The sequence below is a fragment of the Xanthomonas sp. MUS 060 genome, assembly GCF_000963215.1.
Taxonomy (GTDB): Bacteria; Pseudomonadota; Gammaproteobacteria; order Xanthomonadales; family Xanthomonadaceae; genus Xanthomonas_A.
In genome coordinates, this window is record NZ_JZIM01000003.1 from 146,315 (window position 1) to 170,770 (window position 24,456).

Sequence of the window (24,456 nt, forward strand, 5' to 3'; positions counted from 1 at the left end):
CGCGGTGTGGGGTGCTGCTCAGGCGTGTCGACGGTCGTGGCGCCACAGCACGTCGCCGTGACCATCGGCGCGGGCCAGCACGCGCGCCAACACGAACAGCAGATCCGACAGGCGGTTGAGGTAGCGCACCGCCTCCGGGCGTACCGCGTCCTGCCGCGAGAGCGCGACCGTCTCGCGTTCTGCGCGGCGCACGATGGTCCGGGCCAGGTGACAGCGCGCCGCTGCCTCGCCGCCGCCGGGCAGGATGAAGTCCCGCAAGGCTGGCAGGGTCGCGTTGTAGTGGTCCAGATGCTGTTCCAGCGCGTCGATGTCGGCGTCCTGGATCGCGGCGTGGCCGGGAATGCACAACTCGCCGCCGAGGTCGAACAGTTGGTGCTGGATCGCGGTCAGCAACTGGCGCACATCCTCGGCCAGCGCACAGGCCAGCACCAGGCCGATTGCCGAATTTGCCTCGTCCACGGTGCCGTAGGCGGTGACCCGGGCCGAATCTTTGCCGACCCGGTTGCCGTCGCCCAGTCCGGTGCTGCCGTCGTCGCCGGTTCGGGTATAGATCTTGGTGAGACGGTTGCCCATGTCCGCTCAGTGGCCGGTTGGCTGGTCGCGCTGGCCCAGGCGTGCCAACTGCTCGCGGCCGACCTGGATCGCGGCGGCCAGCGCCACGTACAGGCCTGCGCTACTCAGATAAGGCAACAGCCAGTCGCTGTAGTTCTTCAGCCAGCCAGCCACCGTGGGATTGGCCACGCTGTGGCTGACCCAGTAAAAGCTGCCCTGGGCGATCAGGTGGCACAGGGCCACCGCGGCCAGCAGGCTGCCCGTGGCCAGGCCCAGCGCGCGCCAGTCGGCGCTGCGGTAGCGGTGCGCCAGCCAGGCGCCGCCGATCCACAGCACAAAGTACGCCGGGATCAGACACCAGTACGCTGGCGATACGCAGTAGTGCTGCCAGAAATCCAGGCCCTGGCCGTGGATGACCAGATAGTCGACCAGTACCGCCAGTGCCATCAGCAGCGGGAACGCCCAGCCGGTCCAACTGCGCAGGTAGAAGCCGCCGATGAAGAACACCGCCCAGGACGCATCGGGAATGGCGCCGAAGTGATTGATGCGGGTTGCAGCCAGCAGTGACGCCAGCAAAAGCAGGGCGGGGAGGCGGTGGGGGGAGGACGTCATGGCGAGCGGGCACCGGTGCGCGTTAAGGTTTGGATTCTACTGGAAGCATGGTGCCCGCAAGTGCGCGGGGCCGCTTGCCTGGAAGGCGAGCCAGACCGTGATCGCCGGTGAGTCTGGCGCAGGTCGTATCATGGCCGGATGAGCAAGCGACATGACGTAGTGATCGTGGGCGGCGGCCTGGTCGGTGCCAGTCTGGCTATCGCGCTGGACCGCCTGGGGATGGACGTGGGCTTGGTCGAGGCCGCGCCGCCTGGCGCGTTGCCGCCGGTGTTCGACCAGCGCAATCTCAGCTTTGCCGCAGCCACGGTCAACGCACTGACCGCGCTCGGCGTGATGCAGCGCTTGCGCGCACCGACCGGCCCGATCCGGCGCATTCACATCAGTCGTGCCGGCGATTTTGGTCGGGTTCGGCTGGACGCCGCTGACTATGGGCGCGAGGCATTCGGTCAGGTGGTGGTGGCGCGCGACTTCGGCCAGGCGCTGGAGGCGAGCCTGGCCGCGGCCTCGCATGTGCACCGCTACCGGCCCGCGCGCTGCGTGGCGGTCGAAGACGGGGACACTTCCAATGTGCGGCGGCTGCGCGTCGTTCACGACGGCACCGAGCAGGTGCTGCAGGCGCGCTTGCTGGTCGGCGCCGACGGTAGCGCCAGCGCGGTGCGCGATGCGTTGGGTATCGGCGCGATCGGCCACGATTTTCATCAAACCCTGTTCGTGGCGCGGGTGCGTGGGAGCCGTCAACCCGACGGCACCGCCTACGAGCGCTTCCGCGATGACGGTCCGACCGCGCTGCTGCCACGTGGTGATCGGCATTACGGTGCGATCCACGCGGTCGCCACCGAGGACGCCGACGCAGTGGCGGCGTTGGACGAGGAGGCTTGGCTGCGGCGCTTACAAGACGCGCTGGGTTGGCGGGTGGGCCGCTTGCTCGGCAGTGGCGAGCGCAGTGTGTATCCGATCGTGCAGGTTCTGGCCGATCGCCTCATCGATGCGCGTGCGGTGCTGCTGGGCAATGCCGCGCAGACCCTGCATCCACTGGGTGCGCAGGGTTTCAACCTGGGGCTGCGCGATGCGCTGACCCTGGCCGAACTACTCGAACACGACCGTACCGATCCCGGCGCGCCGACGCTGCTGCAGGAGTACGTGCGGCGCCGCGAGCAGGATCGCCAGCGCACGGTGGCTTTTTCCGGCGGGCTGGCGCGGCTGACGGCCAATCCCGCGTCCGTGCTGCGCCCGTTGCGCAGTCTGGGGCTGCTGGCCGCAGCACGGGCCGCGCCGCTGCAATCGTTGCTGGTCGGCGGGGCGATGGGTTTCCGTGGCGAGGTGCCGCGACTGTGTCGGGAGGCCGCAACATGAGCCGGCGCGGGATGTTGGATACGGTGGTGGTCGGTGGTGGCGTGGTCGGTGCGGCGTGCGCGTTGGCATTGGCTGGCGAGGGCTTGGCGGTGGCGCTGGTCGAGGGGTGCGAACCACCGCGTTGGTCGCCGGCGACGCCGGACTTGCGGGTGTATGCCTTCGCTGCGGATAACGCGGCGCTGTTGCACGGTGCGGGAGTGTGGTCGCAGGTGCTCGCGCGCCGTGCTTGCGCATACCGGCGCATGCGCGTGTGGGATGCAGGTGGCGGCGGTGAGTTGGCGTTCGATGCCGATGCGCTGGGACGCGATCAGTTGGGTTGGATCGTTGAACACGCGCTGTTGGTCGAGCAACTGTGGGCGGCGCTGCCAGCGGCGGGTGTGCAGTTGCACTGCCCGGCACAGGTGGAGGCGTTTGAACCGTCGCACGAGCGCGTCCGTTTGCGCCTGGACGATGGCCGCCGGCTCGATGCGCGTCTGGCAATCGCCGCCGATGGTGCCGAGTCCACCTTGCGTGGTTTGGCCGGATTGGATGCGCCGGCACACGATTATGGTCAGTGCGGCGTGGTAGCTTTCGTACAGACCGAATTGCCGCATCAGGACACGGCTTGGCAGCGTTTTCTGCCGGGTGGGCCGCTGGCATTGTTGCCGTTTGCCGATGGCCGCAGCTCGATTGTGTGGACATTGCCCGAGGCGGAGGCGAGGCGAGTGCTGGCGCTGGATGAGGCGGCCTTCGGCGCGGAACTGACTCAGGCTTTCGGGGCCCGTCTGGGCACGATGCGTGCCGCGTCGCCGCGGGTCGGATTCCCGCTACGTCGACAACTGGTGGAAGCGTATCGGCGCGACGGTCTGTTGGTGCTCGGCGATGCTGCGCACGTGGTGCACCCGCTGGCTGGGCAGGGGGTCAATCTCGGCCTGCGCGATGTCGCCGCACTGGCGGCGCTGGTGCGGCGGGCACAGGCGCGCGGTGTCGATTGGGCTGCGCCGCATCGGTTGGCGCGTTGGGCGCGTGCACGGCGCAGTGACAACACCGTGGCTGCTTATGGTTTCCATACGATCAACCGGGTGTTCTCCAACGATGACCTGCACCTGACCCTGCTGCGTGGGCCGCTGTTGGGGCTGGCCGGTAAATTGCCGCTGTTGATGCATGCATTTTGGAAGCGCGCATCCGGGATATGAGTGTGCGTTGCATTGGCTATGCGTGATGCTTATCGAGTCGACTTGTGGCTGCTGCCGTGAGCGAGGTGCGACGAGGCAGGCTTACCGCCAGCCGGCCAATTGCGTGCGACTGAGGCGTCCGCTATGGGGGGTGTCCAGTGCATCGAATTCGTCGGCCAGCGATGGATTGGCCTGTGCCTCGCTGCGGCTGATGTAGCCGTCGTGATCGCTGTCCAGCGCGTCGAAGTCGATGTGGTAGTTGCCCGCGACGCGCTCGGGTTGGATCGTGCGCACGGTCACCGGCGCTTCGCCGGCAGCGGTGTGCAACTGGACCTGGTGCGTCACCACGCCGTTGCTCAGTGGCTGCGAGCTGACCGTGGCGTGGACATCGCGCAGTGGTTGGGTGGTCACGCTGGAGGTCGCGTTGAGATTTTGTGCGACGCCGGGCATGGCAATCGTTGCGGACAGGCAGGCGATGAGGATGGCGCGAGGGTAGTGCATGGACATGACGGACTCCGGTAAGGCAATCGGTGAGCGGTGATGGTTTCAGAGTGGGATGAACGGGAACGCGAGTTTCAACAGTCCCTTCAATCCGCCTTCTGCAGTGCTGGCGATGGCTTTGACGCCAAGGCTGTTGAGCACTCTGCGTACATCCTGCCAGCGTAGCTTGCTCAGGTCTTGTTTCAACAGCTCGGCGACTTCTTCCGCGGTGGGGGCGAGCTTTTCCAGCGCGCGTGTCACCTTTTCCGGTTCCGGCTGCAGGTAACCCCAGCGTTCGGCAATCTTCAGCAGCGTGTCGAAGCGCACGGCGATCACATCGCGGTTGCGCTCGTATACCGGCATCGCGCCGACGTCGAGGATGGCTTGTTCAAAGCGCTGCTGGTCGTCCGGGTGCTCGATGCGGATCGCCAGAAAGCCATCTTTTTTGCTGCGCTCGCTGACATGTTTTGCCCCGGCGCGCAGGTTGTCCTCGGTCAAGAGTGCGGCCACGATGCGTTGCAGCGCGGCTTCGCCGTCCTCCGGCACCAGTGCGCGCCAGCGCGCGTAGCCATCGCGACGCAGGCCCTTCACTTTGGTTGGTGTCACCCGCAGGCGCAGGGCCACCACCGCGTTGGGATCGCTGCGCGCGATTGCGCCGTCGCGTTCCAGCAAGACGAAAATCAGTAATTCCAGGTCGCGTTTGGTCAGCGACTGGAACCCTTGAAGCAGGGTCAGTCTGAGGAATTCCTCGGCGAAGTCGGCGGGATCGTTCAACGTGAGCGGTTGCATGTGTGCGTTCCTCCAGGCAAGGCGCGCAGGATGCCCTGCGCCGATTGCGTGGATTGAGACGCCGCTGCGATGCGTATCCCATCAGTGCCCGTGTTCGCGTCCTGGATGATCGCTGCGGAATGTCTCAATCGCGCCGCGATCCTGCAGGGTCACATAGACCTCGCGCCCGTCTTTGCCGCCGAAGGCCAGGTTGGTGGGCTTGCGGCCCTTGGTCGCGACTTCGTGCAGGACGCTACCGTCGGGCGCCAGTACCAACACCTTGCCTGCATCGTAGCGGGCGATGTACAGGTTGCCGTCGGCGTCGCAGCGCATGCCGTCCAGGCCGAAATCGACGAAGCTGGTAAACAGCCGCTTGTTGGACAGCGTGCCATCGTCGGCGCGGTCGTAGACCCAGATCCTGCGCTGTATGCTCTCGTTGACGTATAGACGCTTGCCGTCCGGGCTGACCTCGATGCCGTTGGTCGTGCCCATGTCGGTTTCGATCAGATGCGCGCTGTGGTCGCGATCGATGCGCCACAGTTGGCCGACGTTGCGTTTCCAGTCCGGATCGCTGGCGTATAGCGTGCCGTCCGGCGCCATCGCGATATCGTTGGGCTGGAAGGCGCCGGGAAGTGCGGCGTAGACCTCGATCCGTTTGCTGTGCAAGTCGATACGCAGGATGCGATGGTGGCCGTAGTCGGCCACGTACATGCGTCCACGGCGGTCGAAGCGGATGCCGTTGCCGATGCTGCCGTCGGGAAGCTCCACGAACAGTGCCGCGTGCGCATGTCCGGCGGAATCGTGATTGACGCGACCGATACTGCCGTCGTGGCCGAAATTGACCACGTACAACGCACCGTCCGGTCCGCTCGCCGGGCCTTCGATGTTGTGGGTGAAGACGCCATCGCCGATCAGGTCGTGGGTGCTGAGGAGGCTGTCTTGCGCACCTGCGGAGGAGGCCAGTAGCAAGGTGGCGATAGCGAGGAACAGGCGGCGCATGCGCGTCTCCGGGAGGGCAGGAGCGGCAGTGTGCCAGAGCCGTCGCCGAGCCGGTGGTATGCCGCGCACTGTGCGATGTGGTGGATGCGGTTAAGCTGTTGCCACTGTCCGGTTGGAGTTGCGCATGACGCTGTCCTCGCCGAATCGTCGTCTTCTGCTATCGAGCGCGTTGTCCGCGGCCGCTGCGGGAACCTTGGCCGCGCCGCTGTGGGCAAGGGGGCGCGGCAAGCGTCGCAAGCCGTTGGGTGTGGCGCTGGTTGGACTGGGCAGTTACGCCAGCGAGCGCTTGGCGCCGGGCTTGGCATTGACCCGGTATTGCCGACTCGCCGGCATCGTCACCGGTTCGCCGGATAAAATTCCGCACTGGCAGGCCAAGTACCGTATCCCGGATCGCAACGTCTACAGCTACGACGAGTTGGAGCGTATCGCCGATAATCCGGCGATCGACGTGGTCTACGTGGTCACACCGACCTCGCTGCATGCGCCACTGACGCTGCGCGCCGCAGCGGCAGGCAAGCATGTGTGGTGCGAGAAGCCGATGGCGCTGCATGCGGACGAGGCCCAGTCGATGATCGACGCCTGTGCGCGCAACAAGGTGCGGCTGAGTATCGGCTATCGCATGCAGCACGAGCCGAACACACGGCGGATCATCGCCTTCGCCAGTGAACGCCCATTCGGTGCCATGCACAGGGTATACGCCGAAGCCGGCTACGACGGCTACCACGACACCGATCCCGCGCAGCGGCCATGGCGGCTGCGTGCGCAGTTCGGCGGCGGTGCGATGTACGACATGGGCGTGTATCCGCTCAACGCGGCGCGCTACACGGTGGGCGCCGAGCCGCTGGCGGTCAGCGCGATCCGCTCAACGGAACGGCCTGCGTTGTTCGACGAAGTCGAGGAACAGATGCGCTTCACCCTGGAATTTCCGCACGGCGTGGTGGCCGAGTGTGCAACCAGCTTTGGTCGCAACATGAATCGACTGCGTGCCGAATGCGAGCACGGTTGGTATGGATTGGCGCCGTTCCAGGCATACGACGGCATCCATGGCGAGGCGAGCGACGGACGTGTGTTCGATGCGACGGTGCGTCATCAGCAGGCGTTGCAGATGGACGAGGACGCCTTGGCGATCCTCAACGGTGGGCCATTGCGTGCACCGGGCGAAGAAGGCTTGCGCGATATCCGCATCGTCGATGCGACTTACCGTTCGGCGGGCGCTGGTGGGCAGCGCATCGTGTTGTAGCGGGTATGGCGCAGATGTTCGTTGCTGGCGCGTTATGCGCTGTGTTGCCGCCGAACAAACGTTGCAATCGGCAGTGTGCGCTCAGCCCGGTATCGCCAGCACGGTGATCTCTTCGCGGTCGTGATAGAGCTGTTTGGCGCGCACTTGCAGGGGGCGTTCAGCGCGTTCGGCGAATAGATCCAGGCAGAGCTGGGTTTCGTCCCAACGTTTTTTCATCGGCAGCTTGAGGTTGAAGATCGCATGCCGGCACCAGCCCTCGCGGAACCAGGTGGCCATGCGTTCGGCGACGCGCCGTGGTTGTTCGACCATGTCGCAGACCATCCAGTCCAGCGGCTGTGGTGGTTTCCAGTGGAAACCGTCGGCGCGCAGGTGATCGACCAGGCCGCTGTCGAGCACGTGCTGGCGTAGCGGGCCGTTGTCCACGCTGGTCACATGCAGATGTTGGCGGGTCAGCACCCAGGTCCAGCCGCCGGGGGCGGCACCGAGGTCGGCGGCACGCATGCCCGGTCGCAGCAGGGTTTCGCGCTCGTGCGGTGTCATCAGCGCCAGCAGTGCTTCTTCCAGCTTCAGCGCCGAGCGCGAGGGGGCATCGGGCAGCAGTTTCAGCCGTGGAATGCCCAGCGGCCACGGCGCACTGTCGTTGCTATCGGCGATGCCGAGCAGGGCGTGGGTGCCGCTCAGGAAATACACGTGTAGGCGCGGTAGCCGAGGTTGTGGCGTGTCGCTGAGCAGGCCGGCCTTGCGCAGCGCTGGCCGTAACGCGTTGCCGAAGCTGCGCGCCAGGCCCGAGAGTGGCTTGCCGCTGTCCGAGTCCGGGTGTTCGACCCATAGATCGCCAAAACGTGCCTGTCCGGCCAGTGCCAGCACGATGGGGGCGATGCGGTCGTGGGGTGGCAAGTCGCGCAGTTCGGCCAACAGGTGCAATGTCTGCCGCGCGAAAATCAACTCACGCCAGCGCAGCGTGTGCGCTGGCAGTGGGGTATCGCAGATCAGTAGCGCGTAGCTGCTGTTGCGCTCGGTGCGTGCGTAGGCGGCGAGCCCGATGCTGGCGGCGCGCGCGTTGAGTTCTGCGGCCAGTTCGGGTTCGAAGCCGGGCCGGCAATAGCACAGCAGGCCGTTGACAGAGGACATGGGCAAGCCTTGGGTTGGCGAGGTCAATAGCGGGCGCTGTCGAGCTCGCCGTAGCGACGCAGGACCGCGCAGGCGGCATCGCGGTGCAGGCCACGTACCACTTCGATACCGCGGCGTTCCAGTTCGCCGACCCAGTCTGCAGGCAGTGGGCCTTCGTCGAATGTGGTCAGTGCCATGACGTCCTCGGCACTGGCGCCGATCAGTAGGCGGTCGATGCCGGCCCAGATGGTTGCGCCATAGCATTGGCAGCACGGTTGCGAGGATGTCGCCAGGGTGACTGGCGATAGCACGGCGTTCAGACGCGGACTTTGCAGGCGCTGTTGCGCCAGCATGTAGGCCATGTTCTCGGCATGCGCCAGCGACGTGGTTTGCGGCACCACCCGGTTCACCCCGACCGAGACGATCCGGTGATCCGGGCCGAAGACCGCCGCGCCGAACGGACCGCCGCTGCCGGCCTCCAGGTTCAGACGCGACAGTTCCACCGCTAGCGCTACCTTGTCGGTATCGCTGGCATAGACGGCCTGTGGATCGATCGCATCGTGGATCCAGGCGGGCAAGGTGAGGTGGACTTGCGCGTAGAGCATCGGTGGATGGGGCGACTGACTGGGGAGGCGTAGCTTAGACGCAATTTCCAGCTGCAACACCGCCGGTAAGGTGCTGTGACGATCTGACGCGGCCGGCTGGAATCGGCGCGCTGGGCTGAACGCATCGCGGCATCTGCCTTGGATGCGCGGTGGTGCTGGCGTTGCTCCGGTTCAAGCAGGGCGTCGTATAGTGCGCCGCACCCGCGGTGGTCCGCGTTTGTCCATGTTGGTTTCTGCGTGCGAGTGTTGCCCCGTTTCGTGCCCCGGTCTTTGTTGTCTTATGTCGCGTTGGCCGTGTTGCTGTGCGCGGCTCTGGTCGCGTCCGCTCAGCCGCAGGGCGCGGCCATGCCGCAAGATCCGCAGGCCATACTGGACCACGCCGAGCAAGCGTTGAAGGATGCTCGCCGTGCGCAGGCCGATGCCGCCGACCAGGGCGCATGGCAGGAGCTGGTGGTGCAGGTGGGCGACGCCGAGGACGAGGCACGGGGGGTGGTGTCGACCCTGTCGCCGCAGTTGGCGCAGGTGGATGCGCGCCTGCAGCAGCTCGGGCCGGCCGCCCCCGGCGATGGACCCGATATCGCCGCTCAGCGTGATGCCTTCACCCGCCAGCACGGCAGGCTGGATTCGGGAATCAAGCGCGGCAAGTTGCTCGCGATGGAGGCCAGACAGCTAGCCGATGACATCGAGCGCGCGCGCGCCGAGCATTTCAGTCAGGAGCTGTCGTTGCGCTCGCCCTCGCCGCTGTCGCCCGCGCTGTGGCAGCAGATCGCCAGCGATTTTCCTGATGATCGCGACCGTCTGTTAGCGCTGTACGCGCAGGCGGGGCAGGCGTTTGATACGGCGCTTGCCGATCACGGTGCCGGTGCGCTCGGCATCGGTGTCGCGTTGGCGTTGTTCTTGCTGTTTCCATTGCGTTACCTGCTGCGCTGGCTGGGTAAACGCTATGCAATGTCGCGTGCGCCGGGCAGCCGCCTGCGTCGTTCCGGGTTGGCGCTGTGGTTTCTGCTGCTGGGCACGTTGACCCCTGGTCTTGCCGCGCTGGCGCTGGCCGAGACGCTGCGCAGTATCGACGCGATCCCGGCGCGGCTGGAGGCTGTGCTCAGCGGGTTCGTCGTGGTGAGTTTTGCGACGGCATTCATGGGGTCGCTGGGGGCCAGTGTGTTGCTGCCCAAGCAGTCGAGTTGGCGGTTGTTTCCGATCGATGACGCCACCGCGTGGCGTTTGCGCAAATACACCTGGGCGACTGCGGCGCTGTCCTGGATCAGCGGCATGCTGTTGGTGCTGAAGCAGGCTAGTCGTATCGGCGATGCCGCCACGGTCGCGGTCGATGGGGTGGTCACACTGGCCTACGCCGTGCTGATTCTGGCGACGGTCAATAGCCTGTCGCGGTTGCGTCGACGCCAGTACGCCGAGGCTGCGGCGCAGGCACTGGCCCATGCGCAGCCGCCGTCCAGTCGACATCGTGGTGCGTTGGCGTTGATCGGTGTGTTGGTCAAGGTGGTGGTGGCGGCGGCGCTGCTGGCGGCACTGTTGGGCTATCTCTACCTGGGCTTGTTCATCACCCGCCAGCTCATCTGGATCACGATGATCCTCGGCGCAATGCGCCTGACGATGAATTTCGCCGATGATTTCGCGCTATGGCTGTTTGCCAGCGATGGCCACATTGGCCGTATCAGCCGTGTCGCCAATGGCGCTTTCGGCGTGCGTCCCAGCCGCTTGGAGCAGGCCGGCGTATTGACCTCGGCGCTATTGCGGGTGTTGCTGCTGCTGATCGGTGTCGGCGCGTTGTTGATGCCATTCGGCACGAATGTGTCGATCTTCTACGACAGGTTCTCGCTCTTGTTCGATGGCATTCGGGTCAGCGACAAGGTGGTGTTGTATCCAGGCGCGATTGCGCGCGCGGTGCTGGTGCTGCTGTTGGGTTTGGCCACGATGCAGTACCTGCACCGCTGGTTGACGCATACCTATCTGCCCAAGACCGAACTGGACGATGGCGCGCGCAATTCGATCAGCACCATGGCGCGCTATGCCGGCATCCTGCTGGCCACGCTGTGGGCGCTGGCCGCGCTGGGTATTGGCCTGGAGCGGATCGCCTTGGTGCTCAGCGCATTGTCGGTCGGTATCGGCTTCGGTTTGCAGTCGATCACCCAGAATTTCGTCTCCGGCCTGATCCTGCTCGCCGAGCGTCCGGTGAAGATCGGTGACTGGATCAAGATCGGCGACTATGAAGGCGATGTGCGTCGGATCAGCGTGCGCTCCACCGAGATCCAGGTGGGAGACCGCTCCACGCTGATCGTGCCCAACTCCGAATTCATCACCAAGACCTTGCGCAACATGACCCTGGCCGGGCCGTTGGGGCGGGTGCAGATCCAGTTCGCGGTGCCGTTTGGCAGCGATGTGGCAAGGCTGCAGACGTTGTTGCTGGAGTTGTACGCGGCGCATCCAGGCGTGCTGGAGGAGCCGGTGCCGTCGGTGTTCATCGACTCCATTGCCAATGGCAGCATCACGCTCAACAGTTACGCTTATGTGGCCTCGCCACGGTTGGTCTACGCCACCCGCAGCGATCTGTTCTTCGTCTTGCTGCAGCGTCTGGCCGAGGAGGGTATCGCACTGGAATCGCCGCAGCAGATCAAACTGCTACGCGATCCACACGAATAAGCCAGGTTGTACTGTGCGGGTCAGGCGTGTGCGCTGGGGATGGCGGGTTACGCGTGCCGTGTTTCCCGGTGGCGCTGCGTCGCGCATGCTAATCGGCCGAGATTACGCGGTTTTTGCCTGCTTTCTTTGCTTCGTACATCGCGCGGTCGGCGCGCCGCACCAGGGCATCCTGGCTTTCGCCTGCGGCACGCATCGCGACTCCAGCGCTGAAGCTGACAAAGACGCGCTGGTCCTCGTGCGTTACCGCGCGCTGGGACAGGGCGCGCAGCACCCGGTTCACCGCCGCGTTGGCCTCGAAGATCGTGCAGTCCGGCATCAGTAATAAAAATTCCTCGCCGCCGAAGCGCGCGATCGCATCGCTGGCACGCAGCGTGGTGCGCGCCACCTCGACCACATGGCGCAGTGCGGCGTCGCCGCCGGCGTGGCCGTAGGTTGCGTTGAGCGTGCGGAAGTCGTCCATGTCCACCATCGCCACGCACAGCGGCTGCGCGCTGCGTTCGGTGCGCACCAACTCGCGCGCGAACAGTTCTTCCAGGCCGCGACGGTTGAGGCTGCCGGTGAGTTGGTCCACTCCCACCAGGTCGCTGACGTCGCGTAATTCCTGTTCCAGGTGCAGGATGCGTTGCTCGGCCGCTTCCACTTCCTGGCGCGCGGCGATCAGGTGGTCGCGCGCTTGCAGTGCCTGCTGCTGTACATGGCCGGTGTCTTGCAGCACTTCCTGCAGTAGGCGGTTAAGGTCGGCGATGCTGCGTGAGTCGCGGATGGTCTGCGAGTAATCGGCGATACGGTCGTGGAACTCGCCGGTGCTGGTCGCCATGCCGTTCAGTTCCTCGACGAAGGACACCATCATGCCTTTCATCGCATCCTTGGATTCGGCGATGCTCTGCTTGAGCAGGCCCTGTTTGTAGATCACTTCGCGCAGGTTGCCGCGTGCTTCTTCGATCGAGTAACGGTCCAGCGGCCCGACGATCAGATCGCGTACCACCGCGATCTGGCCTTGCAGCCAACTGGTGTCGTCGAGCAGTTCGCCGATGTTTTCCAGCAACAGGTCGAACAGGCTCAGCAGCAGGGTCTGCTGCTCCTGGCTGTCGTTGGCACGCAGCGCGATCTGGTGGCACAGCTCGCGCACGCGCTGCGCGACCGGTTCCAGCGGCTGTCCGGGTTGCCACTGGCGCAGGGCTTCGCCGCTGGCTTCGGCTTCGTTGGCCAGTTCCGGCAGCGTGTGCAGCAGCGAGGCGAGGGCACCGGCCACGGTCTGGCGCAGCAGGTCGCGCAGGCGCTCGCTGTCGCTGGGTCCGGCCAGTGGGTCTTCCACATCGATGGTGCGGATGTATTTGTCGATGAGTTGACGCAGTGCGCGGCCATAGCTGGGCCAGTCGCCGCTGCTGGCCGCCGATTGCAGGCGCCGGCCCATGTCGCCGAGTTCGCCATGCAGCCCGGCCATGCCGTCGGCGAAGGCGCCGAGCAGTTCTGGTGGTTCGTGTGCGTGCTGAAACAGGCGAATCAGTGCTGCGGTGGCAGCAGCCGGGTCGGTTGCGGGGTTTGCCAATGGCACGCCCTCGTGCGCCTGCACCTGCGCCTGCTTGCGCGTGCGCGCAGGCGCTGTGGCGGCGGCAGCGGTCGCTGGTACCGGATCTCGCCGCCGTGGCGACAATAACTTGCGCAATCCGCTCACTGGCGGCTCGTCGCGTTGATCCGGCATGCCAGCTCATCCTCCCCGTGGATGGGCACGCCTTGCCGCATGCGCGACCCCAGGGCGACCCTCAGGTCCTGGATATCGGCGCCGATCGCGCAGGCTTGAGGGGCGCCGGGAGGTGACTCAGAGTGCGCTGCGCACCTGGTCAAGGGATGGCGGGTTGGCCCCGGCACGGGTGCAGTTGATCGCCGCTGCGGCCACGCAAAAGCGCACGAGCTGCTCCAGTGCGGCGGGCGTGCTGCCCAGCGCAGTGAGCGCGGCCAAGTTGGGCAGTTGGTGCAGCAGGGCGGCTTGGAAGCTGTCGCCGGCGCCGACGGTGTCGGCCACCTGTACCACCCGCCCGGCCACGCGCACCTCGCTGTCGCCGCTCCAGGCCACCGCGCCGTCGCCGCCCAGGGTCATCACCACCAGCGATGGCCCGTGTTGTAGCCAACCGCGGGCGATGGCGAACGGATCTTGGTCGGGGTACAGCAGTTCGATGTCTTCCTGGCTGACCTTGACCACATGCGCCAGGGCGATCCACGTCGCCAGCCGCGCACGCCATACCGCCATGTCCGGTTCCACGGTAGGCCGCACGTTTGGATCCAGCGAGATCAGCCGCTGCGCGCGTTCGCGCTCGGCCAGGGCCTGGAAGGTGCTGGCGGTGGTTTCGGCAACCAGAGTGTAGGAGCCGAAATGCAGGCCGCCGACCGCCGGAGCCAAGGTCGGCAGATCGACGCTGGTCAATGCGCGGTCGGCGCAGCCGGTGCCGTAGAACGCGTAGTTGGGGACGCCGCCGGCATCCAGCGCGACCATCACCAGCGTGGTCGCCTCGCGTTTGTCCACGCAGTAGTCCAGCGTCACGCCTTCGCGCTCCAGGGTGGCGCGCAATTGGCGGCCCAGCGGATCGGTGGACAGGCCGGTGAACAGCGCCGAGGCCGAGCCGAGTCTAGCCAGGCCGATTGCCACGTTGAACGGCGAGCCGCCCTGCCGCGCGGTCATGCCGACCGACGTGCCGGCATCGCCGTCGATGAAGATGTCGTACAAGGCTTCTCCACACACTACGAACATCGAACGGCTCCTGGTCGGGGGGGTAGCGGCGCCGGTCGGCGCGCCAGCCGGCTATTGTGGCCTATCCTGCGCCGCCAGCGTCATGGGATCGGTCTCGATGATGGGGCGATCCGCAGCCTGCGGCCGGTTCTGGCACCATGGCGGCCCGCGTCGCCCCTGCGGCGCACGCGCAGTCGCGATGTCGTGGCGTGCGCTGCGCCACCGCAGCCAGCGCCTGTTCCCTTTTCAGGATGTTCGCAGTGAAGAAGACCTACCGGCTCCACATCGAGGGTAAGCACCCCGATCGTCTGCTCGATGCCGCCAAGCACGATATCCGCAAGTACATTCGCCGCGAGCGCCGCAAGACCTTGCCGGCCGGTGCCGACTACTGGGATTTCGACACGTTGTTCGGTGCCGAGCAGGCCAATGCCACGGTGTTGCCGCCGGCGGAGTTGCTGCGCGCGGTGGATGCGCTGGTCGCCGCTGGGGGCACACAGTTCTATGTGGAAATCCGTAGCCGTCCCTGCGTGCGTGCGCCGCGGGCCAAGGGCGCGTCCACCGTTGCCGAGGTTGATCCGTTCGACGACTGAGGGGCCGTTATTGTGCCGCGTGCCGGTCTCTTTATCGGTCCTGCTGACCGGGGCGACAACCACGCAGCGTGTGTGTGGATGCCGCGATGATGAAAGTGGCGGACACGCGTTTGCTCGGCAAACACTGGCGTTTGCTCGGCCGCCGGGACTGTTCGCCTGTGCGCGTGGAACAAGCTGCCACAGCCGTCGCTGCGGTACCCTTGCCGGCCCAGACCGTCCGCCCCGCCCATGCCCGTCGAACATAACCAGCGCCCGCTCGAAACCGGGATCCATACCGATCTGGAAGGCCGTCTGACCTATGGCGGTTACCTGCGCCTGGATCGGCTGCTGTCGGCACAGCAGCCATTGTCGGACCCGCCGCACCACGACGAGATGCTGTTCATCATCCAGCACCAGACCTCCGAGCTGTGGTTGAAGCTGCTGGGGCACGAGTTGCAGGCGGCAATCGCGCATTTGCAGCGCGATGCCGTGTGGCCGTGCCGCAAGGTGTTGGCGCGTAGCAAGCAGGTACTGCGTCAGCTCACCGAGCAATGGTCGGTACTGGAGACGATGACGCCATCGGAGTACATGGGCTTTCGCGATGTGCTGGGGCCATCCTCCGGGTTCCAGTCGCTGCAGTACCGCCTCATCGAATCCATGCTCGGTAACAAGAATATGCAGATGTTGCCGGTGTTCGACCATGATCCCGAGGGCCAGGCCGCGCTGCGTGCGGTGCTGGAAGCGCCCAGCCTGTACGAAGAATTCTTGCGCTATCTGACCCGCTTCGGCCATGCGGTGCCGGCGACCTATCACGCGCGCGATTGGCGTCAGCCGCATGTCAGCGATCCGTTGTTGCGTCCGGTGTTCGAGCGCATCTACGAGTACAACGACCGCTATTGGCGCGAATACGCGCTGTGTGAGGACCTGGTTGACCTGGAGACGCAGTTCCAACTCTGGCGCTTCCGCCACATGCGCACGGTGATGCGGGTGATCGGTTTCAAGCGCGGTACGGGCGGCTCCAGTGGCGTCGGTTTCCTGCAGCAGGCGCTGGAATTGACGTTCTTCCCCGAGTTGTTCGAGGTGCGCACCTCGGTGGGAGTGGACGGCCAGAACCCAGCACGCGTGGACGTTGACCCGGAGGCAATGCCGCGCGGGATGCAGCCTTAGCGCGCGGCGCAGCCTAGGCCCCGTCTTTGCGCCGATGCCTGGTTTTTCGAGGCTGCTGCTGCGCGAAAGCAGCGCTCGGATGGCGTTGCGGCGCGGTAGCGTGTGCGCGCTCCTCTTTACGTCCGCAGTGTCCTGTTTTTCCCGTGTTCAGGATCTGGTGCCCCACGGCCATTTGACGCCGCGCGCCCGCTCGGTAATCCTCGCCCGTCGCCCGGCCTGGCCGGATGCCTCCCCCCAGCCCATACTGAATACGCAAGGGAACACCGAATGAGTGTTGACGTCGTCGCGTCGAACCATCCCGCCTCACCGCAGCCGCCCGAGTTCAAAACCCTGCTGGGCCATCCACGTCCGTTGTGGATGCTGTTCATGACCGAATTCTGGGAGCGCTTCGCGTTCTACGGTATCCGCTGGGCGCTGACCCTGTACATCGTCGCCGAGTTCTTCAAGGGCGCCGGGACGGGCGAGGCACCGGCCAATAAACTCTACGGCGCCTATCTGGCGCTGGTGTACGCCTCGGCGCTGTTCGGCGGTTTCGTCGCTGATCGGCTGATTGGCTATCAGCGCTCGTTGTTGATCGGCGCGGTGGTCATGTCGGTCGGGCTATTCCTGATCGCGGTCCCCAACGAAGAAGTATTCAAGATCGGTCTTGCCACGATCATCGCCGGCAACGGACTGTTCAAGCCGAACGTTTCGACCATGGTCGGCAAGCTGTATCCGCCCAGCGATCCGCGTCGCGATTCGGGGTTCACGATTTTCTACATGGGGATCAACGCGGGCGGATTCTTCGCGCCGATCCTGACGGGCCTGCTGGCCGATAAGCTGTTCGGCACCGAGGCCATGCCGGCCTACAAATATGTGTTCATCGCCTCGGGGATCGGCATGCTGATCAGCCTGGTGTGGTTCTGGATCGGACGGCGCCAGCTCGGCTCGGTTGGCCGGCCGCCTGCCGGCGCCGAAGGCATGGGTCGCACGGTTGCGGTGCTATTGGCGACGCTGTTGTTGATTCCCACGGCCTACGGCTTGCTGCTCATCGATGCCAGCATTCTCGGCTGGATCCTGACCACCTTGTTCGTGGCGTTGTGCGCGATGATCCTGATCGAGGGCATCCGCGAGGGCAAGGTGCCGCGCGATCGTTCGATCGCGATGCTGATCGTGTTCGTGTTCAACGTGATGTTCTTTATGTTCTTCGAGCAGGCGGGTAGCTCGTTCAACTTTCTCGCTCAAAATATTGTCGTGCGCGATCTGGGCGGCTGGATTTTCCCGGTCGGCTGGTTCCAGTCGGTCAATACGCTGGCGATTCTGGTGTTGGGGCCGGTGTTCGTGTTGCTGTGGGTGGCGCTGCGCTCGGCCAACCCGTCGATCCCGCGCAAGTTCGGCTTGGGCCTGATCTTCAACGCTCTGGCTTTCGCGCTGTTGATGTACGCGTTGTCCGCCCTGGTCGATAGCGCCGGCAAGATTCCTTTCTGGACCTTGTTCATGGTCTACGTGATCCAGACCGTTGGCGAGTTGTGCCTGTCGCCGATTGGGTTATCGATGACCACCAAGCTGGCGCCGACCAAGGTCGTGGCGTTCGCCATGGGCGGTTGGTTCCTGTCCACGGCGATTGGTAACAACCTCTCGGGCATCTTCGCTGCGGGCGTCAGCGGCGAAAGTGGAATGACCGTGGCCTCGGCACTGAAAGGCTACACTTTCGGCTTCTGGGCGTTGCTGGGCTCGGGCGTGTTGCTGTTTCTCATCGCACCGCTGATCAATAAGTTGATGCATGGCATCAAATGAATTTGAGGATGTCGCAATGTCGATGAACAAGACGATGTGGACTGCGCTGGCGTTGATCTTGGCGCTTGGCGCTTGCGGAAAGAATACCTCGCCCCCCGACGCGCCGGCCAAGCCGTTGGATACCTCGGTGCAGAAGCCGCCGGTGGCCGATCCGAGCCAGCCGGTGACCTCGGGCAACACGCCGGCGGCGGCCGACGTGGCGGCGGCGGCGGCGTTGAGTGCGCAGTTCGATCCTCACCGCGATCCGGCAGACGACTTGAAGACCGCCATCGTCGAGGCCAAGCGCGGCGGCAAGCGCATCATGCTCGAGGTGGGCGGCGAATCGTGTTCGCGCTGCCATATTCTCGATACGTTCATCCAGGGCGACGCGGAACTGCGCAGTTTTCGCGACGCCAACTACGTGTGGGTCAAGGTCAATTTCAGCGAAGACAACAAGAACGAAGCGTTTCTAGCGCAGTACCCGAAGATCGTGTCCTTCCCGCATCTGTTGGTGCTCGATGCCGACGGTAAGTTGCTGCATTCGCAGTTCACCAGCGAGCTGGAGAAAGGCAACAGCTACGACCGCAAGAAGTTCTTCGCCTTCTTCAAGGAATGGGCGCCGCCCAAGCCGTAGCGGCGTGATCGCGACAGCGCCGTGTTCTCGGCGGCTGTCGCGGTTGCAGGCGCGCCCTGCAACGGGCAGCGTGGCCTCAGCGGCCGGTCATGCTGGCCAAGCCTTCGGTGGCTAGGCGGTCGATCAGTTGGTGCAGGAGATGTTGCTCGTCTTGGTTGAACGGTGCCAGCAGGCGTCGCTCGCATTCCAGCACCATCGGCGCGACCACGTGATAGACCTCCACACCTGCGTGGGTCAGGTGCAGCACCGAGCGGCGGCGGTCATCGCCGTGCGTCTCTCGATGGATGAAGCCGCGCTCGAGTAGGCGCGCCACCGCGCGGCTCACCGCGACCTTGTCCATCGCGGTGCGCTCTGAGACCTCACCGGCCGACAGCCCTGGATACAGCGCCAGCACCGCCATCACCCGCCATTCGGTCACCGCCATGCCGTAGCGCTCGCCATAGACACGGGCGATGTTGCTGCTGATCCGGTTGGACAGCACGCTGATGCGGTAGGGCAGGAACTGTTCGAGATCCAGCGAAGGTTGGTCAGGCGTCGGTGAGACGGGCGTTGCGATCATCATGCTGCATTGCACCTTGATAGTTGTTTCATTTGTAACTATAGTGGAGGAGAGAGATGCTTACCCTCCATTCTCGCGAGTCTTGTGTCCGTCCGCATGTGAAATTTCGGCTGCGGTCGCTGCGACTCGCCTTCCAGGAAGCGCGTCATGCGTACACAGCCGCAACATTCGCCGCAGCCGATCAATCTCGGCATGCAGGTCACCACCTTCGAGAACCCGATGGGTATCGACGGTTTCGAGTTCGTCGAGTTCGCCGCGCCTGCCGGTCAAGGCGAGCGCTTGCATGCTTACTTCCGCCGCATGGGTTTCACTGCGGTGTTGCGTCACCGCCATCGTGCGATCACGGTATACCGGCAGGGTGGGGTCAACTTCCTGGTCAACGAGGCGCCGGATTCGTTCGCTGCCGATTTCGCTGCCGCGCACGGTCCCTGTGCCTGCGGCTTCGCGATTCGCTTCAATCGTTCGGCCGATGCGGTGTTCGCCAAGGTACTGGAGAACGGTGGCGAAGCGGTGGCGAACAAGGCCGATACGCGTGCCGTGCCCGCACCCGTGGTCAAGGGCATTGGCGACTGCATGCTGTACTTGGTCGATCAGTATGGTGATACGGGATCGGTGTATGCCGAGTTCGAGCCGGTGCCCGGTGCCGACCTGCATCCAGTCGGCTTCGGTCTGACCTTCATCGATCACCTGACGCACAATCTGTATTTCGGCAATATGCAGCGTTGGTCGGATTACTACGAGCGGCTATTCAATTTTCGCGAAATCCGCTACTTCGACATCAAAGGTGCCAAGACCGGGTTGGTATCCAAGGCGATGACCGCGCCCGATGGCGTGGTGCGCATCCCGCTCAATGAATCGCCCGACCCGAAGAGTCAGATCAACGAATATCTGGACGCCTACCATGGCGAGGGCATCCAGCACATTGCTTGCTTCACCGACGATATCTACATCACTGTGGAGCGCATGCGTGCGGCCGGAGTGGAGTTCCTGGAGACACCGGAGACCTATTTCGATGTCATCGACCAGCGCATTCCCGATCATGGTGAGGATGTGGCGCGGCTGGCCAGGAACAAGATCCTGATCGATGCCGATCCGGAGACCAAGCAACGTAAGTTGTTGCAGATCTTTACCCAAAACTGCATCGGCCCGATTTTCTTCGAGATCATCCAGCGCAAGGGCAACGAAGGGTTTGGCGAAGGCAATTTAGTTCACCAGCGAGCTGGAGAAAGGCAACAGCTACGACCGCAAGAAGTTCTTCGCCTTCTTCAAGGAATGGGCGCCGCCCAAGCCGTAGCGGCGTGATCGCGACAGCGCCGTGTTCTCGGCGGCTGTCGCGGTTGCAGGCGCGCCCTGCAACGGGCAGCGTGGCCTCAGCGGCCGGTCATGCTGGCCAAGCCTTCGGTGGCTAGGCGGTCGATCAGTTGGTGCAGGAGATGTTGCTCGTCTTGGTTGAACGGTGCCAGCAGGCGTCGCTCGCATTCCAGCACCATCGGCGCGACCACGTGATAGACCTCCACACCTGCGTGGGTCAGGTGCAGCACCGAGCGGCGGCGGTCATCGCCGTGCGTCTCTCGATGGATGAAGCCGCGCTCGAGTAGGCGCGCCACCGCGCGGCTCACCGCGACCTTGTCCATCGCGGTGCGCTCTGAGACCTCACCGGCCGACAGCCCTGGATACAGCGCCAGCACCGCCATCACCCGCCATTCGGTCACCGCCATGCCGTAGCGCTCGCCATAGACACGGGCGATGTTGCTGCTGATCCGGTTGGACAGCACGCTGATGCGGTAGGGCAGGAACTGTTCGAGATCCAGCGAAGGTTGGTCAGGCGTCGGTGAGACGGGCGTTGCGATCATCATGCTGCATTGCACCTTGATAGTTGTTTCATTTGTAACTATAGTGGAGGAGAGAGATGCTTACCCTCCATTCTCGCGAGTCTTGTGTCCGTCCGCATGTGAAATTTCGGCTGCGGTCGCTGCGACTCGCCTTCCAGGAAGCGCGTCATGCGTACACAGCCGCAACATTCGCCGCAGCCGATCAATCTCGGCATGCAGGTCACCACCTTCGAGAACCCGATGGGTATCGACGGTTTCGAGTTCGTCGAGTTCGCCGCGCCTGCCGGTCAAGGCGAGCGCTTGCATGCTTACTTCCGCCGCATGGGTTTCACTGCGGTGTTGCGTCACCGCCATCGTGCGATCACGGTATACCGGCAGGGTGGGGTCAACTTCCTGGTCAACGAGGCGCCGGATTCGTTCGCTGCCGATTTCGCTGCCGCGCACGGTCCCTGTGCCTGCGGCTTCGCGATTCGCTTCAATCGTTCGGCCGATGCGGTGTTCGCCAAGGTACTGGAGAACGGTGGCGAAGCGGTGGCGAACAAGGCCGATACGCGTGCCGTGCCCGCACCCGTGGTCAAGGGCATTGGCGACTGCATGCTGTACTTGGTCGATCAGTATGGTGATACGGGATCGGTGTATGCCGAGTTCGAGCCGGTGCCCGGTGCCGACCTGCATCCAGTCGGCTTCGGTCTGACCTTCATCGATCACCTGACGCACAATCTGTATTTCGGCAATATGCAGCGTTGGTCGGATTACTACGAGCGGCTATTCAATTTTCGCGAAATCCGCTACTTCGACATCAAAGGTGCCAAGACCGGGTTGGTATCCAAGGCGATGACCGCGCCCGATGGCGTGGTGCGCATCCCGCTCAATGAATCGCCCGACCCGAAGAGTCAGATCAACGAATATCTGGACGCCTACCATGGCGAGGGCATCCAGCACATTGCTTGCTTCACCGACGATATCTACATCACTGTGGAGCGCATGCGTGCGGCCGGAGTGGAGTTCCTGGAGACACCGGAGACCTATTTCGATGTCATCGACCAGCGCATTCCCGATCATGGTGAGGATGTGGCGCGGCTGGCCAGGAACAAGATCCTGATCGATGCCGATCCGGAGACCAAGCAACGTAAGTTGTTGCAGATCTTTACCCAAAACTGCATCGGCCCGATTTTCTTCGAGATCATCCAGCGCAAGGGCAACGAAGGGTTTGGCGAAGGCAATTTTCAGGCATTGTTCGAGAGTATCGAGCGCGACCAGATCAAGCGCGGCGTGCTTTGAACGCCGCGCAGGCCAATACGCTCATACGCTTGCCTCGTCCGCCGCGCTTGGCCTGCTAAGGTTGGTCGATGGCCTGCGCGCACGGTGCTGGCGGTAAGCTTTCCACGCGTTACGTCTTCCGTCATTGCGAGCCCGATCATGCACCTGGATTCTCTTCGCTATCAGTCCGGTTTCGGTAACGAATTCGCTACCGAGGCGGTCGCCGGGGCGTTGCCGGTCGGGCAGAACTCGCCGCAGCGCGTGGCCCACGGGCTGTATGCCGAGCAGTTGTCGGGTACCGCGTTCACCGCGCCGCGCGCGGCCAACCGACGTAGCTGGCTGTATCGGATCCGGCCGTCGCTGCTGCATGGTGGCTTCGCCCCCTACACCCAGGCGCACGGGTTCCATAACACGTTCCAGAATGGGCCGGTGCCTCCCGATCAGTTGCGCTGGAGTCCGTTGCCGTTGCCGGAAGCATCGGTGGATTTTGTCGATGGTTTGTACACCATGGCGGGCAACGGCTCGGCCGAAGCGCAGCATGGGGTGGCGGTCCATCTGTACGCGGCCAATGCGTCCATGCAGGGGCGTTTCTTCTACAACGCGGATGCGGAACTGTTGATCGTGCCGCAACTGGGGCGGCTACAGGTGTGCACCGAGCTGGGGACGCTGGAGGTGGCACCGCAGGAAATCGTGGTGATTCCGCGCGGCGTGCGGTTTCGTGTCGGGCTACCCGACGGCCCATCGCGGGGATATGTCTGCGAAAACTTCGGCGCCTTGTTGCGCTTGCCGGAGTTGGGACCCATCGGCGCCAACGGTTTGGCCAACCCACGCGATTTCCTCACCCCGGTGGCGGCCTACGAGGAAGACGAGGGGGACTTCGCATTGATCGCCAAGTTCCAGGGGCATTTGTGGCAGGCACCGATCGGGCACTCGCCGTTGGACGTGGTCGCCTGGCATGGCAACTACGCGCCGTACAAATACGATCTGCGCCGTTTCAATACTATTGGTTCGATCAGTTTCGATCATCCCGATCCGAGCATTTTCACCGTGCTCACCGCGCCCAGCGACACGCCAGGCACCGCCAACCTCGATCTTGCGATCTTTCCGCCACGCTGGTTGGTGGCGCAACATACCTTCCGGCCGCCGTGGTTCCATCGCAATGTCGCCAGCGAGTTCATGGGCCTGGTGCAAGGCGCTTACGACGCCAAGGCCGAGGGCTTCTTGCCTGGTGGGGCGTCGCTGCACAACAGCATGAGCGGGCACGGTCCCGATGCCGCCACGTTCGACAAGGCATCGCAGGCCGAGCTGACGCGCCCTGACGTGATCGTCAATACCATGGCCTTCATGTTCGAGACCCGTGCGGTGTTGCGCCCGACCACGCAGGCGCTGGAAGCCGCGCATCGCCAGCGTGATTACCTGCAGTGTTGGCAGGGATTGCGTCGGCATTTCCGCGCGCCTTGAGCGCGTAGTCCCGCCGCTGCGCCCGATAGGTTCAAGCGGCGGCCAGTGCGCTGTGCAGTGGCGTTGGCAGTATTTCCAGCACCCGTTCGCGAATACGCTGCGCGTAACGCTCGGAGGTCATCTCTGGCATGGCGCGCAGCGCCTGCGCAATCGCGTGCAGGGTTTCGGTCTCCTCGCGCGCTGCGCGCAGTTGCTGTTGCAGTGCCAGCGAGGCCGGATGGCGCTGCAACTGCAGCAGGTCGAGCAGGTACATGCGCGCATTGAGCAGTGCGCGGCGCGGGTCGGGGGACGTGGCGGGCGATGCCGCCGGCGTGGCGGCATGGCGACCGTCGTCAAGATACCCCTGTTGCAGTAGCGCCTGCATGATCGCCGCAGCATTGTGCCCGCCCAGTGCGATCAGCTCCTCGGCGCTGCGCTGGCCGTCGGCCAGGATCAAGACGCGCCGTTGGCGCATGTCCAGCGGGGTGTCGTGGGATTGCAGTGCCGCAAGGGCGAGGGCGGTCTTGCGCGGATGCATGTGCGGGCACATGGACGGGTCCCCAGCGTGTCGATCTCCCGTGAAACGCCGATGACAAAAGGCATTATTTATGTTTAATTTTCGCTAAAAAGCACAAGGTCATGTCATTCGCGCCGAACCTGCTGAGGCGGCGCGTTAGGCTATCTGTCATTCCTGCGAGAGAGAGACTGTCAATGAAGCCGACTCTGCTTGTCACTGCGTTGCTGCTGTTCGGCCTTGCCGCTTGCGACCGGGGGCCGCCGTCGCCGTTGTCACCGCCTCCCGCTCCGCCGCCGGGTCCTGCACCTGTGGCGCCGCCACTTCCCCCTCCACCCGTTGCGGATGGGGATAGGGCGTTGCCGCCACCGGACATGGACCAGCCCGATACCGACGTTCCGCCCGCACAGGCGCCGGTCAAGCGCTAATCGGCTGTCCGCATGACGGAGGCGGTCTAGCCGGCACGAGGC

23 protein-coding genes are annotated in these 24,456 nt (G+C 64.5%); 11 read left to right on the forward strand and 12 right to left on the reverse strand.

The annotated features are described in order from the left end of the window. Positions 1-18 precede the first annotated feature (18 nt). Together XANALMUS060_RS05335 and XANALMUS060_RS05340 are read right to left on the reverse strand one after the other, a co-directional pair. The gene (locus tag XANALMUS060_RS05335; protein WP_045737489.1) at positions 19-573 is read right to left on the reverse strand and encodes a cob(I)yrinic acid a,c-diamide adenosyltransferase; all 555 of its coding nucleotides are present in this window, start codon (positions 571-573) and stop codon (positions 19-21) included. A 6-nt stretch (positions 574-579) separates the two neighbouring features. Next, the gene (locus XANALMUS060_RS05340; protein WP_045737490.1) at positions 580-1,164 is read right to left on the reverse strand and encodes a hypothetical protein; all 585 of its coding nucleotides are present in this window, start codon (positions 1,162-1,164) and stop codon (positions 580-582) included. A 138-nt stretch (positions 1,165-1,302) separates the two neighbouring features. Between XANALMUS060_RS05340 and ubiH the strand changes: the two genes are divergently transcribed. Both ubiH and XANALMUS060_RS05350 read left to right on the forward strand, forming a co-directional pair. Beyond that, complete coding sequence (ubiH, locus tag XANALMUS060_RS05345) at positions 1,303-2,517, forward strand: 2-octaprenyl-6-methoxyphenyl hydroxylase (RefSeq protein WP_045737491.1); 1,215 nt, start codon at positions 1,303-1,305, stop codon at positions 2,515-2,517. Continuing rightward, a complete protein-coding gene (locus tag XANALMUS060_RS05350) occupies positions 2,514-3,692 on the forward strand; it encodes a UbiH/UbiF family hydroxylase (RefSeq protein ID WP_045737593.1) in 1,179 nt (392 codons plus the stop codon). Before ubiH ends, XANALMUS060_RS05350 begins: the two co-directional genes overlap by 4 nt. Positions 3,693-3,773: 81 nt before the next feature. On the opposite strand, the gene XANALMUS060_RS05355 is transcribed toward XANALMUS060_RS05350, so the two are convergent. The 3 genes from XANALMUS060_RS05355 to XANALMUS060_RS05365 form a co-directional block, all read right to left on the reverse strand. Further along, positions 3,774-4,121 carry an EF-hand domain-containing protein gene (locus XANALMUS060_RS05355; RefSeq protein ID WP_235430371.1) on the reverse strand — a complete coding sequence of 116 codons (348 nt, stop codon included), beginning with the start codon at positions 4,119-4,121 and terminating at the stop codon, positions 3,774-3,776. Positions 4,122-4,217: 96 nt separating this feature from the next. Beyond that, complete coding sequence (locus XANALMUS060_RS05360; RefSeq protein ID WP_045737492.1) at positions 4,218-4,940, reverse strand: hypothetical protein; 723 nt, start codon at positions 4,938-4,940, stop codon at positions 4,218-4,220. Between the two features lie 81 nt (positions 4,941-5,021). Beyond that, a complete protein-coding gene (locus XANALMUS060_RS05365) occupies positions 5,022-5,918 on the reverse strand; it encodes an SMP-30/gluconolactonase/LRE family protein (RefSeq protein ID WP_045737493.1) in 897 nt (298 codons plus the stop codon). Between the two features lie 124 nt (positions 5,919-6,042). Here XANALMUS060_RS05365 and XANALMUS060_RS05370 point away from each other — a divergent pair, with 124 nt between their 5' ends. After that, positions 6,043-7,158: a Gfo/Idh/MocA family oxidoreductase gene (locus XANALMUS060_RS05370; RefSeq protein WP_045737494.1), complete on the forward strand. Its 1,116-nt coding sequence runs from the start codon at positions 6,043-6,045 to the stop codon at positions 7,156-7,158. An 81-nt stretch (positions 7,159-7,239) separates the two neighbouring features. On the opposite strand, the gene rlmM is transcribed toward XANALMUS060_RS05370, so the two are convergent. Both rlmM and XANALMUS060_RS05380 read right to left on the reverse strand, forming a co-directional pair. Next, positions 7,240-8,289, reverse strand: coding sequence for a 23S rRNA (cytidine(2498)-2'-O)-methyltransferase RlmM (gene rlmM / locus XANALMUS060_RS05375; protein ID WP_045737495.1), 1,050 nt, complete (start codon positions 8,287-8,289; stop codon positions 7,240-7,242). Between the two features lie 23 nt (positions 8,290-8,312). Then, on the reverse strand, positions 8,313-8,873 hold the full coding sequence (locus XANALMUS060_RS05380; protein WP_045737496.1) for a nucleoside deaminase: 561 nt from the start codon (positions 8,871-8,873) through the stop codon (positions 8,313-8,315). Between the two features lie 273 nt (positions 8,874-9,146). On the opposite strand from XANALMUS060_RS05380, the gene XANALMUS060_RS05385 reads away from it, so the two are divergent. Next, positions 9,147-11,531, forward strand: coding sequence for a DUF3772 domain-containing protein (locus XANALMUS060_RS05385; RefSeq protein ID WP_045737595.1), 2,385 nt, complete (start codon positions 9,147-9,149; stop codon positions 11,529-11,531). A gap of 88 nt (positions 11,532-11,619) precedes the next feature. On the opposite strand, the gene XANALMUS060_RS05390 is transcribed toward XANALMUS060_RS05385, so the two are convergent. Together XANALMUS060_RS05390 and XANALMUS060_RS05395 are read right to left on the reverse strand one after the other, a co-directional pair. Further along, positions 11,620-13,233 (reverse strand): GGDEF domain-containing protein, encoded by a 1,614-nt coding sequence (locus XANALMUS060_RS05390; RefSeq protein WP_045737497.1) that lies wholly within the window; start codon positions 13,231-13,233, stop codon positions 11,620-11,622. A gap of 117 nt (positions 13,234-13,350) precedes the next feature. Then, positions 13,351-14,277, reverse strand: a complete 927-nt coding sequence (locus XANALMUS060_RS05395) for a carbohydrate kinase (RefSeq protein ID WP_045737498.1) — start codon at positions 14,275-14,277, stop codon at positions 13,351-13,353. 239 nt (positions 14,278-14,516) lie between these two features. Between XANALMUS060_RS05395 and XANALMUS060_RS05400 the strand changes: the two genes are divergently transcribed. The 4 genes from XANALMUS060_RS05400 (at position 14,517) to XANALMUS060_RS05415 (ending at position 18,381) form a co-directional block, all read left to right on the forward strand. After that, positions 14,517-14,846 carry a DUF6172 family protein gene (locus XANALMUS060_RS05400; protein WP_045737596.1) on the forward strand — a complete coding sequence of 110 codons (330 nt, stop codon included), beginning with the start codon at positions 14,517-14,519 and terminating at the stop codon, positions 14,844-14,846. A 228-nt stretch (positions 14,847-15,074) separates the two neighbouring features. Next, positions 15,075-15,992, forward strand: a complete 918-nt coding sequence (locus tag XANALMUS060_RS05405; protein ID WP_045737499.1) for a tryptophan 2,3-dioxygenase family protein — start codon at positions 15,075-15,077, stop codon at positions 15,990-15,992. Between the two features lie 267 nt (positions 15,993-16,259). Further along, positions 16,260-17,768, forward strand: coding sequence for an oligopeptide:H+ symporter (locus tag XANALMUS060_RS05410; RefSeq protein ID WP_045737500.1), 1,509 nt, complete (start codon positions 16,260-16,262; stop codon positions 17,766-17,768). Positions 17,769-17,784: 16 nt separating this feature from the next. Beyond that, complete coding sequence (locus XANALMUS060_RS05415; protein ID WP_045737501.1) at positions 17,785-18,381, forward strand: thioredoxin family protein; 597 nt, start codon at positions 17,785-17,787, stop codon at positions 18,379-18,381. A gap of 76 nt (positions 18,382-18,457) precedes the next feature. Here the strand turns inward: XANALMUS060_RS05415 and XANALMUS060_RS05420 are convergent, their stop codons facing one another. Then, positions 18,458-18,943 (reverse strand): MarR family transcriptional regulator, encoded by a 486-nt coding sequence (locus XANALMUS060_RS05420; RefSeq protein WP_045737502.1) that lies wholly within the window; start codon positions 18,941-18,943, stop codon positions 18,458-18,460. A 189-nt stretch (positions 18,944-19,132) separates the two neighbouring features. On the opposite strand from XANALMUS060_RS05420, the gene hppD (XANALMUS060_RS05425) reads away from it, so the two are divergent. Next, on the forward strand, positions 19,133-20,242 hold the full coding sequence (hppD, locus tag XANALMUS060_RS05425) for a 4-hydroxyphenylpyruvate dioxygenase (RefSeq protein ID WP_235430373.1): 1,110 nt from the start codon (positions 19,133-19,135) through the stop codon (positions 20,240-20,242). 68 nt (positions 20,243-20,310) lie between these two features. On the opposite strand, the gene XANALMUS060_RS05430 is transcribed toward hppD (XANALMUS060_RS05425), so the two are convergent. Then, positions 20,311-20,796 (reverse strand): MarR family transcriptional regulator, encoded by a 486-nt coding sequence (locus XANALMUS060_RS05430; RefSeq protein WP_045737502.1) that lies wholly within the window; start codon positions 20,794-20,796, stop codon positions 20,311-20,313. A gap of 189 nt (positions 20,797-20,985) precedes the next feature. Between XANALMUS060_RS05430 and hppD (XANALMUS060_RS05435) the strand changes: the two genes are divergently transcribed. Both hppD (XANALMUS060_RS05435) and hmgA read left to right on the forward strand, forming a co-directional pair. Next, complete coding sequence (gene hppD / locus XANALMUS060_RS05435; RefSeq protein WP_152640401.1) at positions 20,986-22,053, forward strand: 4-hydroxyphenylpyruvate dioxygenase; 1,068 nt, start codon at positions 20,986-20,988, stop codon at positions 22,051-22,053. 138 nt (positions 22,054-22,191) lie between these two features. Then, entirely contained in the window at positions 22,192-23,493 is a 1,302-nt protein-coding gene (gene hmgA, locus XANALMUS060_RS05440; RefSeq protein ID WP_045737505.1) for a homogentisate 1,2-dioxygenase, read from the forward strand. A gap of 31 nt (positions 23,494-23,524) precedes the next feature. Here hmgA and XANALMUS060_RS05445 read toward each other — a convergent pair whose 3' ends face one another. Further along, positions 23,525-24,010 carry a hypothetical protein gene (locus tag XANALMUS060_RS05445; RefSeq protein WP_045737506.1) on the reverse strand — a complete coding sequence of 162 codons (486 nt, stop codon included), beginning with the start codon at positions 24,008-24,010 and terminating at the stop codon, positions 23,525-23,527. Between the last annotated feature and the right edge of the window lie 446 nt (positions 24,011-24,456).

Excerpts from the sequence above, each read along its gene's own strand:
- XANALMUS060_RS05335 (WP_045737489.1), bottom strand. The coding sequence starts at position 573 with ATGGGCAACCGTCTCACCAAGATCTATACCCGAACCGGCGACGACGGC.
- XANALMUS060_RS05340 (WP_045737490.1), bottom strand. The coding sequence starts at position 1,164 with ATGACGTCCTCCCCCCACCGCCTCCCCGCCCTGCTTTTGCTGGCGTCA.
- ubiH (WP_045737491.1), top strand. The coding sequence starts at position 1,303 with ATGAGCAAGCGACATGACGTAGTGATCGTGGGCGGCGGCCTGGTCGGT.
- XANALMUS060_RS05350 (WP_045737593.1), top strand. The coding sequence starts at position 2,514 with ATGAGCCGGCGCGGGATGTTGGATACGGTGGTGGTCGGTGGTGGCGTG.
- XANALMUS060_RS05355 (WP_235430371.1), bottom strand. The coding sequence starts at position 4,121 with ATGCCCGGCGTCGCACAAAATCTCAACGCGACCTCCAGCGTGACCACC.
- XANALMUS060_RS05360 (WP_045737492.1), bottom strand. The coding sequence starts at position 4,940 with ATGCAACCGCTCACGTTGAACGATCCCGCCGACTTCGCCGAGGAATTC.
- XANALMUS060_RS05365 (WP_045737493.1), bottom strand. The coding sequence starts at position 5,918 with ATGCGCCGCCTGTTCCTCGCTATCGCCACCTTGCTACTGGCCTCCTCC.
- XANALMUS060_RS05370 (WP_045737494.1), top strand. The coding sequence starts at position 6,043 with ATGACGCTGTCCTCGCCGAATCGTCGTCTTCTGCTATCGAGCGCGTTG.
- rlmM (WP_045737495.1), bottom strand. The coding sequence starts at position 8,289 with ATGTCCTCTGTCAACGGCCTGCTGTGCTATTGCCGGCCCGGCTTCGAA.
- XANALMUS060_RS05380 (WP_045737496.1), bottom strand. The coding sequence starts at position 8,873 with ATGCTCTACGCGCAAGTCCACCTCACCTTGCCCGCCTGGATCCACGAT.
- XANALMUS060_RS05390 (WP_045737497.1), bottom strand. The coding sequence starts at position 13,233 with ATGCCGGATCAACGCGACGAGCCGCCAGTGAGCGGATTGCGCAAGTTA.
- XANALMUS060_RS05395 (WP_045737498.1), bottom strand. The coding sequence starts at position 14,277 with ATGTTCGTAGTGTGTGGAGAAGCCTTGTACGACATCTTCATCGACGGC.
- XANALMUS060_RS05405 (WP_045737499.1), top strand. The coding sequence starts at position 15,075 with ATGCCCGTCGAACATAACCAGCGCCCGCTCGAAACCGGGATCCATACC.
- XANALMUS060_RS05410 (WP_045737500.1), top strand. The coding sequence starts at position 16,260 with ATGAGTGTTGACGTCGTCGCGTCGAACCATCCCGCCTCACCGCAGCCG.
- XANALMUS060_RS05415 (WP_045737501.1), top strand. The coding sequence starts at position 17,785 with ATGTCGATGAACAAGACGATGTGGACTGCGCTGGCGTTGATCTTGGCG.
- XANALMUS060_RS05420 (WP_045737502.1), bottom strand. The coding sequence starts at position 18,943 with ATGATGATCGCAACGCCCGTCTCACCGACGCCTGACCAACCTTCGCTG.
- hppD (WP_235430373.1), top strand. The coding sequence starts at position 19,133 with ATGCAGGTCACCACCTTCGAGAACCCGATGGGTATCGACGGTTTCGAG.
- XANALMUS060_RS05430 (WP_045737502.1), bottom strand. The coding sequence starts at position 20,796 with ATGATGATCGCAACGCCCGTCTCACCGACGCCTGACCAACCTTCGCTG.
- hppD (WP_152640401.1), top strand. The coding sequence starts at position 20,986 with ATGCAGGTCACCACCTTCGAGAACCCGATGGGTATCGACGGTTTCGAG.
- hmgA (WP_045737505.1), top strand. The coding sequence starts at position 22,192 with ATGCACCTGGATTCTCTTCGCTATCAGTCCGGTTTCGGTAACGAATTC.
- XANALMUS060_RS05445 (WP_045737506.1), bottom strand. The coding sequence starts at position 24,010 with ATGCATCCGCGCAAGACCGCCCTCGCCCTTGCGGCACTGCAATCCCAC.